Source organism: Nocardiopsis sp. MG754419, assembly GCF_018207095.1.
Lineage (GTDB): Bacteria > Actinomycetota > Actinomycetes > Streptosporangiales > Streptosporangiaceae > Nocardiopsis.
Map to the genome: position 1 here is coordinate 20116 of NZ_QOCZ01000041.1, position 16335 is coordinate 36450.

7 protein-coding genes are annotated in these 16335 nt (G+C 71.5%); all 7 read right to left on the reverse strand.

The window, feature by feature from the left end:
• Positions 1 to 22: 22 nt before the first annotated feature.
• Positions 23 to 3406 carry a type I polyketide synthase gene (locus tag DSY14_RS10795; RefSeq protein ID WP_211716365.1) on the reverse strand — a complete coding sequence of 1128 codons (3384 nt, stop codon included), beginning with the start codon at positions 3404 to 3406 and terminating at the stop codon, positions 23 to 25.
• The gene (locus tag DSY14_RS10800) at positions 3393 to 11525 is read right to left on the reverse strand and encodes a type I polyketide synthase (protein WP_211716366.1); all 8133 of its coding nucleotides are present in this window, start codon (positions 11523 to 11525) and stop codon (positions 3393 to 3395) included. Before DSY14_RS10800 ends, DSY14_RS10795 begins: the two co-directional genes overlap by 14 nt.
• 357 nt (positions 11526 to 11882) lie before the next feature.
• Complete coding sequence (locus DSY14_RS10805; protein WP_211716367.1) at positions 11883 to 13142, reverse strand: styrene monooxygenase/indole monooxygenase family protein; 1260 nt, start codon at positions 13140 to 13142, stop codon at positions 11883 to 11885.
• Positions 13143 to 13210: 68 nt separating this feature from the next.
• Positions 13211 to 13759 (reverse strand): ATP/GTP-binding protein, encoded by a 549-nt coding sequence (locus DSY14_RS10810; protein ID WP_211716368.1) that lies wholly within the window; start codon positions 13757 to 13759, stop codon positions 13211 to 13213.
• A gap of 22 nt (positions 13760 to 13781) precedes the next feature.
• Positions 13782 to 14141, reverse strand: a complete 360-nt coding sequence (locus tag DSY14_RS10815; RefSeq protein ID WP_211716369.1) for a DUF742 domain-containing protein — start codon at positions 14139 to 14141, stop codon at positions 13782 to 13784.
• A 48-nt stretch (positions 14142 to 14189) separates the two neighbouring features.
• Positions 14190 to 14615 (reverse strand): roadblock/LC7 domain-containing protein, encoded by a 426-nt coding sequence (locus tag DSY14_RS10820; protein WP_211716370.1) that lies wholly within the window; start codon positions 14613 to 14615, stop codon positions 14190 to 14192.
• An 89-nt stretch (positions 14616 to 14704) separates the two neighbouring features.
• On the reverse strand, positions 14705 to 16335 hold a 1631-nt coding region (locus DSY14_RS10825), incomplete at its 5' end, for a sensor histidine kinase KdpD (protein WP_249187667.1).

A 16335-nucleotide genomic window follows, 5' to 3' on the forward strand; every position in this document is an offset into this window, starting at 1 on the left:
GCTCGCGCCGTGGGCCGGCGGGTCAGCCGTCGCCGTAGACCATGCGCACCAGGTCGTCGACGTCCATGTCGTCGACCACCCGGCCGTCCTCCGCCGCGGTGGACGGTTCGGCGGTCGCGGCGCCCGGGTCGAGGGCGAGCACGGCCTCCAGGAGTCCGGCGGCGCGCAGGGCCTCCATCGGTACGCGCCCCAGGGCGGCCCGCACACGTTCCTCCTCGGAGGCGGGGTCGGTCTCACGCGTGTCCGTGTACTCGCCCGCCAGGTGCTCGGCCAGCACGCGGGGGAAGGGGTGGTCGAAGACCGTGGTGGCGGAGACCTCCAGGCCGGTGAGGGCGCTGATGTTCACGCCGAGCCGCACCGCCCCTCGCGAGTCCAGGCCCATGTCGAGGAACCCCTGGTCGGCGAGGACGTCACGGGGCGAGGCGTGGCCCAGCAGCGCGGCGGTCTCACCGCGCACCAGGTCCAGGAGCGTCTCGGTGCGTTCGTGGACGTCCATGGCGGACAGGTCGAGTCGGACCGCGGGCGCGGGGGCGGTCTCGGGCGCGCCGCCTCCGGTCTCGACCACCACACGTCCCTCCGACGGCGCGTTCATCCAGAACCGCCGGCGTTCGAAGGGGTAGGTGGGCAGGTCGGCGAGGGTCCGGGCCTCGGGGAGCAACGCGGACCAGTCCACGTGCGTCCCGCGGGTGTGCAGGGCCGCCAGCCCCGCGGTGAGCTCGTGGGTCTCGGGACGGGACCCGTCGAGCAGGGCGGTGACGCGGGCGTGCTCGGCACCGACGAGACCGGCCTGCGTCATGGAGGTGAGGGCGCCGTCCGGGCCCACTTCGACGAACTCGGTCACCCCCTCCTCGCGCAGGTGGCCGATACCGTCACCGAAGCGGACCGTCTCACGGACGTGCCGTACCCAGTAGGCGCCGGTGGCGATCTCCGCACCGGCCCGCTGCCCGGTCAGGTTGGACACCACGGGGATCCTGGGTGGGTGCAGGGCGACCCGGTCGGCGGCGTCCGCGAAGGGGGCCAGGACGGGGTCCATGAGGGCCGAGTGGAAGGCCCGGCGGACGGGCAGTCGCCGGGTACGCCGCCCCTGGGCGATGAAGCCTTCCACCACTCCGAGCACGGCGCTCTCCTCTCCGGAGAGCACCACCCCCTCCGAGGCGTTGACGGCGGCGATCGACACCACGCCCTTGGCGCGTGCGAGGGCCTGACGGACCTCGCTCTCCCCCGCCTGGACGGCGACCATGACGCCGCCCTCGGGCAGGTCCTGCATGATGCGGCCGCGGACGGCCACCAGCTCGACGGCGTCCTCCAGGGAGAACACGCCCGCCACGTGGGCGGCGGCCAACTCACCGATGGAGTGCCCGACCACGTAGTCGGGAACGACGCCGGCGGATTCCAGCAGACGGGTGAGGGCGACCTCGACCGCGAACACGCCCGCCTGGGTGTAGAGGGTCTCGTCGAGCAGCGCGGCCTCGGGCGTGTCCTCCTCCGCCCACATCACCGAGCGCAGGGGGCGGTCCAGGTGACGGTCGAAGGCGTCGACCACCGCGTCGAGGGCCTTGGCGAAGACGGGGTGGGCCCGGTACAGGTCGTGGCCCATGCCGAGGCGTTGGGAGCCCTGGCCCGAGTAGACGAAGGCGGTGACCCCACCGGAGGCGGCACGACCGCGCGTCACGTGGGACGCGGGGACGTGGTCGGCGAGGGCGGCCAGACCCGTGTCGAGGGTGTGGGCGTCGGTGGCCAGAACCACCGCCCGGTGTTCCATCCGGGCGCGACCGGAGACCAGGGTGTGGGCCAGGGAGGTCAGGGAGAAGGGGGCGGCGAGCACCTCGGAGGTCCCCTGCGCCCCAGGAGTCACAGTCGGGGTCTCGTCCCGCTCGGAACCTTCGGTCGCCGAAACCCCCTCGGGTACGTGCACACGCGCGCGCAGACGCACGGCCTGTTCCCGCAGAGCCGCCTCGGTGCGGGCCGAGAGCACGAACGGAAGGACGTCGGGGGTCGTGTCCGCGGCGGCGGGCGTCTCGGGGTCCTGCGGCGCCGCCTCCACGATGGCGTGCGCGTTCGTACCACTGATCCCGAAGGAGGACACCCCCATGCGGGCGGGTCGGTCCAGGTCCGTCAGGTGGTGGGCGGTGGTGGCGACCCGCGCCGTCCCGGTGTCCCAGTCCACGTGCGGTGAGGGGGTGTCCGCGTGCAGGGTGGGCGGAACGACGCCGGCGCGGACGGCGCACACGGTCTTGACCAGGCCGATGATGCCGGCGGCGGCCTGGGTGTGGCCGATGTTCGACTTGAGCGACCCCAGCAGCAACGGCCGGTCGCGGCCGGGGCCGTAGGCCTCCATCAACGCCTGGGCCTCGATGGGGTCGCCCAGGGTGGTCCCGGTGCCGTGTCCCTCGACGGCGTCCACGTCGGCGGGGTCGAGCGCGGCGTCGCGCAGGGCGGCGCGCACCACGCGCACCTGGGACGGGCCGTTGGGGGCGGTCAGCCCGTTGGAAGCGCCGTCCTGGTTGACGGCGGTCCCGCGCAGGAGCGCCAGGACCGGATGGCCGAGTCGCCGCGCGTCGGAGAGTCGCTCCAAGACCACCGCGCCGGCGCCCTCGGCGAACCCGGTGCCGTCCGCCCCGGCCCCGAAGGCCTTGCATCGGCCGTCGGGGGCCAGACCCTGCTTACGGGTGAACTCCACGAGGACCCCCGCGGAGCCCATGACGGCGGCGCCGCCGACCAGGGCCAGGTCGCACTCCCTCTCCCGCAGGGCCCGCACGGCCAGGTGCGCGGCGACCAGGGACGAGGAACATGCGGTGTCCACGGTCAGCGCCGGGCCCTCCAGCCCCAGAAGGTAGGACAACCGCCCCGACGCCACACTGGGAGTGGTGCCGGTCAACAGGTGGCCCTCCTCGGGGCCGTCCGACAGACGCGGCCCGTACTCCCCCGCTGTGACGCCCATGTACACGCCCGTGTTGGTCCCGGCCAGGGACGAGGGGTCGATCCCGGAGCGTTCGAGCGCCTCCCAGGACACCTCCAGCAACTGCCGCTGCTGCGGGTCCATGGCCGCGGCCTCCTTCGGGGAGATCCCGAAGAACGCGGCGTCGAAATCGGCGGCTCCGTCCAGGAAGCCGCCCTGGTCCATGGCGGACAGCGCCTCCGCCTCCTCGGAACCGAGGAGGGCCTCCAGGTCCCAACCACGGTCGGTCGGGAAGGGGCTCAGGGCCTCACGCCCCTCGGAGACCAACCGCCAGAGCGCCTCGGGCGAGTCGACCCCGCCGGGCAGCCGGCAGCCCATCCCCACGATCACGATCGGGTCCGACCGGGTGTCGAGGTCACGTGCCCGGTCGCGCAGGCGGGCGTTCTCCTTCAGGGCCGACCGCAGGGCCGTGACGAGTTTGGCGCTCTGGTCGCTATCGGTGGCCATCGGCCGTCTCCTGTTCACCGTCGGACTCGCGACCGGGAGGGCTGTCCTCCGCACCCAGGGCGAGATTCAGCAGATCGTCCACGTCCATGGAATCGATGTCTCCGGAGTCCGTGTCCTCGGCGACCGGAACGTCGTCGCCGGTCCCGGCGCGCTCCGATCCCCCCTGGGCCGGCACCCGGGCACGCACCGGGTCGGACTCGGCCTCCGCGGTGGTCAACCGGACCATGAGTCGTGCCAGTGCCTTCGGGGTGGGGTGGTCGAACACCGCCGTCGCGGGCAGGCGCAGCCCGGAGGCCTTGTTGAGCCGGTTGCGCAGTTCGATCGCGGTCAGGGAGTCCACCCCGAGCTCCCGGAAGGGCCGCTCGGGTTCGATCTCGTCTCCGCCGCCTCCGTGACCCAGGACCGCACCGGTGTGGGCGCGGACGTGGGTGAGCAGGAGGCGGTCGCGTTCGGGCCCGGCCATCCCCAGCAGCCGGGCCGGGGACAACGGGGCCTCCTCCGGGTCGGCGGCGCCGGGCGTGGTCCCCGTGGTCGCGTCGGACGGCCCGTCGTCCACCGGCGGCGGAGCGTCGGCCTCGGTGTCGAGCGCGGCGGGGGCGATGACCGGCAGACCGAGGTGCAGTGCCTCGTCGAAGCGCAGCAGTGCGCGGTCGGAGGGCATCGGCAGCAGTCCGCCCCGGCGGAGCACGCCCAGGTCGGCGTCGTCCAGGTGACCCGTCATCCCACTGGACTCCTCCCACAGGCCCCAGGCCAGGGAGAGGGCGGGGAGCCCGCGTTCGCGCCGGTGGTGGGCGAGCGCGTCACAGAACGCGTTGGCCGCCGCGTAGTTGGCCTGCCCGGCCGACCCGAGCAGCCCCGTGATCGAGGAGAACAGCACGAACGCGCCCAGGTCGAGGTCGGCCGTGAGCTCGTGCAGGTTCCAGGCCGCGTCGAGCTTGGGGCGCAGCACCGTCTCCAACTGCTCGTCGTCCAACGACAGCACGGTGGCGTCATCGAGCACGCCCGCGGTGTGCACCACGGCCCGGAGAGGCCGTTCCGCGGTGACCCTCGCGATCAACGAGGCCGCGGCGTCCCGGTCGGCGACGTCGCAGGAGACCACGTCGACCCGCGCGCCCAGTCGCTGGAGTTCGGTGGTGCGCTCGTCCTGTCCCCGCGTGCCGGCGCCGTTCCGGCTCACCAGGGTCAGGTGACGCACACCGTAACCGGTGACCAGGTGTCGCGCGATGAGGTGCCCCAGGGTTCCGGTGCCCCCGGTGACCAGGACCGTTCCGTCCTGTGGGAAGGGCGCGGGCAGGACCAGCACCGGCTTGCCGGCTTCGCCGCGCGACGCGGAGGCCAACGCCTCCCGGACCTCGCGCATGTGGTACGGAACGGCCCTCGGGGTCACGACCTCTCCGGACGCGCGCATCCGAACGACGCGTTCGAGGATCTCACCGACCCGGGTCGGCTCGACGTCGAACGGATCGAGGGCGAGGTAGGACCGCCCCGGATACGCCCAGGCCAGGTCCTCGGCCTCCTCGGACCGCGAACCGCCGATCTCCACCAGCCGTCCGCCCGGCCCCCCACCGTCGGAGGGCGACCGCAGCAGACCGAGCCCGGTGTCGACGGCGGTGCCGGACCCCGCGCAGACGACGATGTCCATTCCCTGGCCACCGTTGACGTCCAGGAGCGTCTCGCGGGGGTCCTCGGCGTCCTCGGACAGGAACCGTTCCTCGGGCACGCCCCATGCGGCCAGGGTCGACCGCAGGTGGGGCGGGGCGATCGCGAAGACCTCGGCCCCCATGTGGAGGGCGAGCCGGACCGTGACCAGACCGATCGGGTCCGTACCGGTGTGGACCAGGACGTTCTCGCCGGGGCGGAGCGACGCGAGGTCGACCAACGCGTAGTAGGCGGAGAAGGCGGCCAGCGGCGTGGCGGCGCCCTCCAGGAAGTCCCAGGTGTCCGGCAGCCGGACCAGGCGTCGCCGGTCGGCGACGGCGATCGGACCGAAGGAGCCCGGCACCAGACCGGCCACGCGGTCCCCGATGTCCAGGTCCCGGACCTGCGGACCACGGTCCACCACGATGCCGGCGGCCTCGGAACCCAGAACGTCGCCCATGCCCAGTGCCTCGGACCGGGCGTCACCGGGGTTGACCCCCGCCGCACGCACGGCCACACGTACCTCGTGGTCGCCGAGCGGCGCACGCGCGGCGGCGACCGGCGCCATGGCCGGGCCGACGGTCGGATCCGCGGGGTCACCGCCGCCGCGGGCCAGGCACCAGGCCGGCCCGGGGGGCAGGGGGGCCTCGGCCCCCTCGACCAGGGTCAGGCTCGGGGTCAGGACCCGACCGGCCCGCAGGGCCACCTGGGGTTCCCCCAGTTCGACGGCCTCGACCATGACCCCGTGCGAGGCCTCGGAACCGTCGGAGTCGACGAGCACGACGCGGTCGGGGTGTTCCTTCTGCACCGACCGGAGCAGACCCCAGACGGGGGCCGCGGCCATGCCGCTCAGCCGGTCCTCGGGCAGGGCCACCACCGAACGCCAGGTGACCACGGCCAGCCGCGCGTGGTCGGTGCGCTCGTCGGTCAGCCAGGCGCGCACCGACTCCAGGGCCGATCGCAGCCCCTCGCGGACGGCCTCGGGAACGGCGGTCTCCCCCGAGTAGAGGGCGGTCGCGGGCAGCTCGCAGTAGACGACGTCGGGCACCGGCCCTTCGAGGTCGAGCGTCTCCAACGACGGCAGCCCCTTGGGCACGGGCCGGCCGAGGAGAGGTGTGTCGGTCTCCTCCCAGCCCAGCACGTACGGGCGCGGTTCCTCTCCCGGGGCCGCGGGCAGGCCGTCCGCGCCGATCGGTCGCAGCGCGAGCTCCTCGACCTCGACGAGGCGGTGTCCGTGCTCGTCGACCGCGGTGAGGCGGTAGCGCCCCGGGGCCGCGCGTTCCAGGCCGACCCGCAGTTCGGACGAGGATCCGATGCCCCGGTCGGCCAGGTGGACACCGCTCCAGGAGAACGGGACCAGGAGTTCCCCCTCCTCTTCGGCGAGGAGGAGGACAGCGTGCAGGGCCGCGTCGAGCTGCGCCGGGTGCGGTCCGTGGAAGGCTCCACCGTCCGCGCCGGAGTGCGCCCGCACTCGCGCGAACAGGGTCTCACCGCGCCGCCACACCGCTTCCAGTCCCTGGAAGTGGCGACCATAGGCGTAACCACGCCGGCTCAGCCGGGCGTAGCCCTCCTGCGGATCGAACCCCTCCACCTCGACCGCGCCCGCCGGTGGCCACGCTCCCGCGCCGGGTTCGGGCACCGGACCGTCCGACTCCAGCAGGCCCGTGGCGTGCCGGACCCATGCGTCGTTCGTGGAGCTGCGCGAGTACAGGGACACGGCACGGCGTCCCTGGGCGTCCGCGCGCTCCACGACGGCCTGGAGGTCGGCCGGTTTCCCACGGGCGAGGATGAGGGGGCTCTCCAGTGTCAGCTCCCCGACCCGGCGGGCGCCGCTGTGGGCGCCGACGTGGGCGGCCAGGGAGAGCAGAGCCGTGCCGGGCAGCACGGTCCGCCCGAGCAACCGATGGTCCTCCACCCAGGGGTGGGACCGGTCGCCGATCGTCCCGGAGAAGACCCTGCGCCCGTCCACCAGTTCCAGGCCGGCGTCGAACAGGTCGGGGGTCGGCTCGGGCTCCGCGGGGATCGCCGCCACCCTGACCGGTTCCACCCAGTGGCGGCGGCGTTGGAAGGGCGGTTCGACGAGCGACACGGGCGGCCCCTCATCCGTCACCCCTTCCAGGACCAGGTGGGCGTTGGTGCCGCTGATACCGAAGGACGAGACCGCCGCGCGTCGAGGACGTCCGGTGTCCGGCCAGGGCTCGTCGTCGGACACCAGGCGCACGCCGCTGTCCTTCCAGTCGACCTGGGGGGAGGGCTCCTCGGCGTGCAGGGTGCGGGGCACGCGCCCGTGCCGCAGGGCCTGGACCATCTTGATCACGCCGGCCACGCCCGCGGCGGCCTGGGCGTGCCCGATGTTGGACTTGAGGGAGCCCAGACGCAGTGGCTCGGTCTCGGCGTCGCGGGACTCCCCGTAGACGGAGATGAGCGCCTTGGCCTCGATGGGGTCGCCGAGACGGGTACCGGTCCCGTGCGCCTCCACGAGGTCCACCTCGGCGGCTCGGGTCCCACCGGCGTCGAGTGCGGCCCGGATGACCTCTTCCTGCGCGCGCCGGTTGGGCGCGGTCAGACCGTTGCTCGCCCCGTCGGAGTTGACCGCGCTCCCCCGCAGGAGCGCCAGCACGGGCCGCCCGGCCCGGCGGGCCCGGGAGAGCGGCTCCAACAGCAGCACACCGGCGCCCTCGGCCCACGCGGTTCCGTCCGCCTCGGCCCCGAAGGCACGGCAGCGACCGTCGGCCGACAGCCCCCGCTGGGCGGAGAACTCCAGGAACATGCCGGGAGAGGCCATGACGGTCGCGCCACCGGCCAGGGCCATCTCGCACTCGCCGCGGCGGATCGCCTGGGCCGCCTGGTGGATGGCGACCAGGGACGACGAGCAGGCGGTGTCGATGGTCAGGGCCGGCCCGTGCAGACCCAGGAAGTAGGCGATGCGTCCGGAGGCGACGCTGAGCGTGGAACCCGTCAGCCGGTACCCGCCGTCACCGCCGTGGGCGGGGTCGGCGAGCCGGGGCCCGTAGTCCGTGGGCATGGCGCCGACGAACACACCGACGCGGTCGCCCCGGATGTCGCGGTGGTCGAGGCCGGCCCGGCCGATCGCCTCCCAGGAGGTCTCCAGGAGCAGGCGCTGCTGGGGGTCCATGGCGTCGGCCTCGCGCGGGGAGATCCCGAAGAAGCCGGCGTCGAACAGGTCCGCGTCGTACAGGAACCCGCCCCGTCGCGTGTAGGTGTGTCCGGGCAGCCCCGGCTCGGGGTCATAGAGACGTTCCAGGTCCCAGCCGCGGTTGAGCGGGAAGTCGCCGGTGGCGTCCACGCCCTCGTGGACCAGGCGCCACAGCTTCTCCGGGGAGTCCGCTCCCCCGGGCAGACGGCAGGACATCGCCGTGATGGCGATGGGGTCGTCCTCCGGTGGGCGCGAGGCCACGGTCTCGACCGTCGCGCGTCGCGGTGCCGTCGACACCTCCTCCTCGTCGGAGGCCTCGCCCTCGCCGGTCACCAAGATCTCGTCCGTGTCCAGCTCGTCGACGAGATAGGCGGCCAACGCGGTGGGGGTGGGCACCTCGAAGAGGACGGTGTCCTCCAGACGGACCCCGGTCGCCTCCTCCAGTTCGTCGCCCAGTTCGAGGGTCATGATGGAGTCGAAGCCCAGGTCCCGGAAGGCCCGTTCCTGTTCGCCCGGGCCGAGCTCGTCCTGCTCCAGGATGCGGGCGGTGTGGCGCAGGACCAGGTCGAGGACGGGTTCCGTGCGTTCGGTCCCCGGTCCGGAACCGGGCTCACGAGTCGTCTCGGTCGACCCGGCGGCGGAGAGTTCGCGCTCGTCGAGCGCGCGGTCCACGACCGAACGCTCGGGCCAGAACCGCTCCCGCTGGAAACGGTAGGTGGGCAGGTCGGTGCGGCGGGCGCTGGTGCCCTCGAACAGGATCGACCAGTCGACGTCGATGCCGGCGGTGAACGCCTGGGCCGCGGCCGTCAGCAACTGGGCCTGGTCGCCCGCGTCCCGGCGCAGGGTCTCCAGGACCCTGCCGGTCACGCCGCTCCGTTCGAGCGAGCCCTTGACGCCGTGCGCCAGCACCGGGTGCGGTCCCACCTCGATGAAGATGCGATGGCCGTCGGCGATCGACGCCTCGATGGCGTCGGAGAACCGGACCGGGTTGCGCAGCGCCGAATACCAGTAGGCGGTGTTCAGCGGGGTCCTGCCGAGCGCGGCCCCGGTGAGCGTGGAGTACAGGGGGGTGCGGGGCGAACTCCAGCGCACCCGCTCCAGGGAGTCGGTGACCAGGGGTCGGATCCGCTCCACGTGGGGAGAGTGCGACGCGTAGTCCACGTCCACCAGTCCACCGTGCACACCCATGTCCACACAGTGTTCGACCGCCTCCCGCAGCGAGTCGGGGTGACCCGAGACGACCACGGAGGTGGGCCCGTTGACCGCGGCCACGTGGAGGTCGGGAAGCGAGGCGGTCAGTTCCTCCGCCTGCTCGGCCGACAGGCTCAGGGAGGCCATGCCGCCACCGCCGCTCAGCGAGGACAGCGCGCGGCTGCGCATCGCCACGACACGGGCCGCCTCCTCCAGTTCGAGCGCGCCGGCCACACACGCCGCGGCCAGTTCTCCCTGCGAGTGCCCGATCACGGCGGCGGGGCGCACACCGAGCGTCTCCCATACCCGGGCGAGGGAGACCATGGTCGCCCACAGCACCGGTTGCACGACGTCGACCCGGGCGAGCGGCCCGGTCAGGTGGGGGGCGTCGGTCTCCCCCCGCAGCACCGACACCAGCGACCAGTCCACGAAGGGTTCCAGGGCGCTCTCGCACTCCAGCAGCCGGGCGTTGAACGCGTCGGCCAGCACCCCCTCGCCGTCGAGCAGCTCCCGTCCCATGCCCGTCCACTGTCCGCCCTGCCCGGGAAAGAGCAGGACCGGACCCTGGCCGGTGGTGAGGGGGCCGCCCTCGAACCGGACCGATTCCAGTTCACGGGTGCCGTCCTCCCCGGAGACGAACAGCACGGCCCGGTGCTCGAAGACGTCCCTGGTGGTGATCAGGGAGTATCCGATGTCCGCGGGGTCGCTCCCCGGGTGGGTGGAGACATGGGCGTGCAGCGCCGAGGCCTGGGCGCGCAGCGCCTCCTCGGTCCGACCCGACAGGACCCACGGGACGGGGTTGGGCACCGGCACGGGGGACGCCGCCGCCGTACCGCGGTCGTTGACGGGGGCGGGACCCAGGACGAGGTGGCAATTGGTGCCGCCCATACCGAAGGAGGAGACCCCGGCCAGAGGGGCGTGGCGCGGCCAGGGCTCACGCCGGGTCTGCACGCTGAGGCCCAGACGTTCCAGGTCGATGCCCTGGTTGGGTCGCTCGAAGTTCCGGGTGGGCGGGATCTGTTGGTGGTCGATCCCGAGCACGGTCTTGACGAGTCCGATGATGCCGGCCGCGCCTTCGAGGTGGCCGACGTTGGTCTTGACCGAACCGACGCGGAGGGGTTCCTCTCGCTCGTCGGCGAAGACCTCGCCGAGCGCGGCGGCCTCGACCGGGTCGCCCACCGGGGTGCCGGTCCCGTGCAGTTCCACGTAGGCGACCTGGCCGGGGGGCTTGCCCGCGTCGGCGTAGGCGGCGCGCATCACGGCGGCCTGACCCTCGACGGTGGGCCTGGTGAGGAAGGCGTCACCACCGGCGTGCTCCACGGCCCCGCCGTGGATGACGGCGTGGACGCGGTCGCCGTCGGCGAGGGCCCTGCTCAGCGGCTTGAGGACCACCACGGCGCCGCCCTCGCCCCGCACGTAACCGTCCGCGCGGGCGTCGAACGTGTGACTGCGCGCCGTGGGCGAGAGCCCACCGAAACGGGCCACGCCCTCGGTGCTCTCCGGGACCAGGATGAGGTTGACGCCTCCGGCCAGGGCGATGTCGGACTCGCCGCGCCGCAGGCTCTCCATGGCCAGGTGGACACCGACCAACCCCGAGGACTGCCCCGAGTCCACCGTGAGGCTGGGTCCGCGCAGCCCGAGGGTGTGGGAGAGCCGGTTGGCGATCATGCTGCGGTGGGTGCCGGTGAGGGTGTGGTGGGTGATGGCCTCCGACCCACCGCGGTCCTGCAACAGAGCGAAGTCGGAGTTGATCGCGCCGACGAACACCCCGGTGCGCGAGCCGCGCAGTGTGCGCGGCGCCATCCGGGCGTTCTCGACGGCCTCCCAGCCGATCTCCAGCATGATGCGCTGTTGGGGGTCCATGGCCGGTGCCTCACGGCGCGAGACCCCGAAGAAGGCGGCGTCGAACCACTCGGCGTCGTGGAGGTAGCCGCCCCACGCGGGCCCGCGTTCGGCCGCTCCGCCTCCGAGACGCTCGGGGGGCGAGGAGATGGCCTCGCGCCCCTCGCCCAACAGGCGCCAGAAGGAACCGAGGTCACCGGCGCCGGGCAGGCGACACGCCATCCCCACGATCGCGATGGGTTCCCAAGAGGGATGACCTGGGGCTTCGGCCGAACCACCGCTCACGATCATCGCCTTTCGCTCTCACACGTCACGGGCGCACCTCAAGGAGCGAAGTTCATCCTCCACACCCGTGCACCTGCACGGAAGGCTCATCGTCACCGAAGGCTGAGGAGACTTTCGAACATCAACGGCGTGCCCGAAAATAGCTCCCAAGGGTGGCCAAAACCTGCTGATACCCAGAAGGGATGAACGGGCACCAACCCGAAAGAGCGTAACGCTTCCCTACAAGACCTGACAATGAGGAGTGATGTTTCGGACTCACGATTCGGACCCCTTATATCAAGAGGTCACACCCATAAAACGCGCACGAAAAGAGCCGCCCGGTACCGCGGGGGCACCGGGCGGTCGATCCAGCCGCAGAACGCCTCAGTCGCCGTGCCTGGCGCGGACCTCCTGCACGTACTGGGTGGCGGCGTCCGGGTCGAACAGCCAATTCCGGAAGTCGGAAGGGTCGTCCCAACCCTGGATCCAACGGTCGCCGATCTCCGGGTACTTCACCGCCGCCTCCAGGACGAGACCGAGGTGCGGCGGCGGGTCCGACTCCCACAAAGTGGAGGCGAACTCGGCCCACATCTGATTGGCCTGACCGAATTCCCAGAAGCGCTCAAAGGCCGAAACCAGGAACTCCTCGTCGAAAGTGCCGTCGCCGCGTTCGAGGATCGCCTCGAGGTAAGCGTGCGCGCACCGCGTGGAGTTGTTCCAACTCTGACCCGTGTAGGGGTCCATGGTGACGACGACGTCCGCCATGCCGAGGACCTTGCCGCCGGAGGGAAGCCGACCCACGGGGTTGCGCACCTGCGGGGTCAACTCCTCGATCAGCGTGCTGCGGCCGTCGATGAGCTGGGCGTCCTTGATGCGCTCGAAGGTGTGCGGGGCGTAGTTGCGCAGGAGATCCTTCATCCTGCGCAGCTGTTCCTCCTGGCCGGGCCGGTCCGGCCAGGCGTCCATCGGACCGCCCTTGCGGTCGACGAGCAGCAGGTTGTGACAGGGGCCTTCCTGGGCCAGCATCGGGGTCAGCATGAGGTTGCCGGCCCCCTCCGCCGTGACGGCCCAGCCCATGTTGTCGTCGTTCTCGTCCGGGTCGGGCCAGACGTCGTAGACGTGGGCCTGGGCGATGGCCCTGGGCCTGGCGCCGCTGAACCGGCTCTCGTCGTAGTCGAAGAGCTGACCCAGTTCACCGTGACCGACGGCGACGACGATCAGGTCGAACATTCGCGAGAAGTAGTCCAGGTCGGTCACCGTCACACCGTGGATGACGACCTTGCCGCCCCGGTCCTCGAAGAACTCCAACCAGTCGGCCATCTTGATCCGACGGTCGATCGACACCGAGTACCCGTTCTTGGGGTGCGAGGCGCCTTGGACGACGGCCGCGGGGGCGTCCTTGCCATAGATGAAGAGCTTCTGCCGCCTGATCTGCGGTGCCAGAGCGCTCCAGAAATCGAGGTCGAAGCTGCGCTCGTGCTCCAGCGCGGTGGGGTAGGTGAACTGGGCGATCGAGCAGAGTCCCGTCCTGATCTCCGTCGATGACTGCCCCGTGATCACCGTGACGTCGTAACCATGGGTCAGGAGCCCGTGGGCCAGGTGCAGGCCCGCGTGACCCGCGCCGACGATGAGGATCTTGCGCATGTGTCGCTAACTTTCCTGGGGAATCTACGGGTCGTGGGGAGAACGGGGGTCCGCGAGCTCCCCACCCGTCAGGCGACGGGCTCGCTCGCCCGGTTGTGCTCCAGGGCGTACCGCAGCAACGTCTTGAGAACGTCGCCGCCGGACATCCTGTGCCGGGCGTCGAAGTCGATGATGGGGACCTCCGGGCTGATCTCCAGGGCCTCACGGACCTGATCGGAGGTGTAGTCGAGGCGCCCCTCGAACTTGTTGAGCGCCACGATATAGGGGATGCGCTTGCTCGTCTCGAAGTAGTCGACGGCGTCGAAGGAGTCCGCGAGCCTACGGCAGTCGACCACGACCACGGCGCCGCGCACGAGATCGTCCCACATGAACCAGAACCGGGCCTGACCCGGTGTCCCGAACATGTACATGACCAGCTCGTCGTCGATCGTGATGCGACCGAAGTCCATCGCGACGGTGGTGGTCGTCTTGTCCGGGGTGACCGAGGTGTCGTCGTGTCCGACGCTCGCCTCGGTCATGATCGCTTCGGTCGTGACCGGTGGAATCTCCGACACCGAGCGGACCAAGGTCGTCTTGCCGGCACCGAAGCCACCGGCGATGACGATCTTGCTCGACATCTTCTTGCGATTCGACCTGCTGTCACTGGAAAAGTCGTTCGAGACCACGAAGAGCCCTCTCCAGAACCTGATTTTCGGACGGACTGCTGCCGGTGATGGTCGGGTGGATGTACACCAGGTCCTGCTCGGCCAGGTCACTGACCAGGACCTGGGTCACACCCAGGGGGATGTTCAACTCGGCCGAGACCTCGGCGAGAGACCGTGTCTCCCGGCACAGCTTGTAGATACTGATCGACTCCGGCATGAGGGTGCCAGGAGGGTCCTGCCCGGGCTCGGATGTCGAGACCAGTGTCTGCACCATCAGCGGATGCCGCGACCGTGTGCGCCCACCCGTGAAGGTGAACGGGCGGACACGGTTACTCCTTCGCCTTCGGAAGCTCATAGCCGAGGCAACCTCATTCCTGCTGAACCGTTACGGAACACGCCGCCGTCAGTTCTGGATGACCTCGCGCAGCTGCGAGCGCAGCTGCGGCGTGAGCACGTGGGCGACGTTGTCCACGAGCTTGGACATCTGGAAACCGACGATCTTCAGCTCCGTACCGGGTGCGGTGAGCACCGCCATGCAGGAACCGTCACTGATGGCCATGATGAAGAGGTGGCCGTGGTTGAAACGGACGAGCAGCTGCTCGCACTCCCCCCTTTGGAACAGGTTGGCGCCGCCCACCGCGAGGCTGTGCAGACCACTGGCGATGGCCGCGAGCTGCTCGGCGTGCTCCTCCGGGAAGTCGCTGGAGTGGGTCAGGACCAGGCCGTCGGAGGAGACCACCACGGCGTGCTCGACACCGCGCACGTCCCGGACGAACCGGTCGATGAGCCAGGAGAAGTTCTCGACACTGTCGTTGTTGGGTTCAGTCATGCTTGTGCTCTACCTGCCTCGGCCGAGTGTCGTGTTCACTGGGGGGATCAGGGGCCCGCGCCCGGGAGTGCGGGCCCTATCTTTGGACGTCATTCCTTGTCGCCCTCGAGTTCGTCGCCATCGCGGGCGGCACGCTCCCCGTCGAGGAAGTCGCCGATCTCGTCGCGGATCTGCTCGGCCCGTGCCTCGCCCGTGAGCCGCGGCGGGGTGTTGTCCCGCTTGGGCATGGGGGGCGGGTTGTCGGAGAGCGCCTTGGGGTGGGGCAGCATCCGAAGCGGGGAGCCGTGCGGTGTGGCGCTCCGCCGGGGCAGCCCCGCGGCCGTGACCGAGGAGCTCCCTCCGGAGTTCTGCGCGGGGGGCGCGGCCTTGGCACGACTGGAGCCGTTGACGGCGCCGCCGTCGGCGCGGCCGTCGTACGCCGGTGTCGGGTTCACTGGAGTACTCGTGGTCGGGGGCGTGGAGGTGCGCGACCGTCCGGGTTGCCGGGGGGTGGCCACGCGGAGCAGATCCCGGGGGATGATCGTGTAGGCGCTGATGCCGCGGAAGGAACGGGACTCCAGGCGGGTCTGCAGGCCGTGCTTGCGCGCGATGCGGCTGGCCACGTACAGACCCATGTGCTTGGGCACCTCGTCGTCCAGGACGGGCTCGCCGTTCAGACGGTGGTTGAGCTCGACCAGCTGGGCGTCGGGGATGCCCACGCCCTCGTCCTCGACGACGATCATCAGGCGCCCGCCGTCCATCTCCTGCGCGCTGATCACCACCTGGGAGTGCTCGGGCGAGTTCGCGGTGGCGTTGTCGAGGAGCTCGGCCAACAGGTGGCTGATGTCGTCGGCGGCCAGACCGGTGATGGAGGTCTGCGGGAGCTTGCCCAGGCTGACCCTGGGGTAGTCCTTGATCTCCGAGGTGGCGGCCCGTGCGACGTCGAGCAGCGGGACGATCTCGTCGTGGGCGTCGGACTCTCCACCATCGTGACCGGTCAGCACCAGGAAGTTCTCCCCGTTGCGCCGCATGCGGGTCGCGAAGTTGTCGATCTGGAAGAGCTTGTCGAGCAGGTCGGGGTCCTGGGCGTCGGTCTCCAGTTCCTCGACCATCTCCAGCAGTGCGTCGACCAGGGAGAGGTCGCGCATGGCCAGACCGGCGAGCGCCTCGTTGAGCAGGTCGTTCCTGGAGTCGCGCAGGACCTCGGAGACGGCTTCGGCGACCTCGGTGCGGGCGGTGTCGGTCGCGCCCTGGGCCGCGGCGGGGGCCTGCTCGGAGGCGGCCTGGCCGGCCTCCGGAGCGTTCGCCTCCTGGTCGGCGCCGTCGGTGCTCTCGCCGCCGTCGGTCTCGGGCTCCGCCCCGGTGAGCGCCTTGTCGGAGCGCACCTCCTCGGAGGTGGTCTCGGCACGCTCGGCGAACAGGGTGGCGGCGGACTCCGCGGTGATGACCTGCGGCTGCTGCCCGGCGCTGAGCACGATGATGTGCTGGACCGGCTGGCCGTAGGGGTGGAACTGGCCCGGGTAGACCACGGGCTGCCCCGGCATGACGTAGCCGGGCGGCTGGTAGGGCGCGGGGTAGGCGTTGGGGTAGGTCATCAACGGCTGCGGCTGCGGGTAGTGGGCCGGCGGCGCGTAGTGCGGCACGGCCGGGTAGTCGGCCCGCGGGTAGGGGGCCGGGTAGTGCGCGGGCGGCGCGTGCCCCTCGGGGCGCTGCTGCGGGTAGTGGTGGCCCGGGTAGGGGG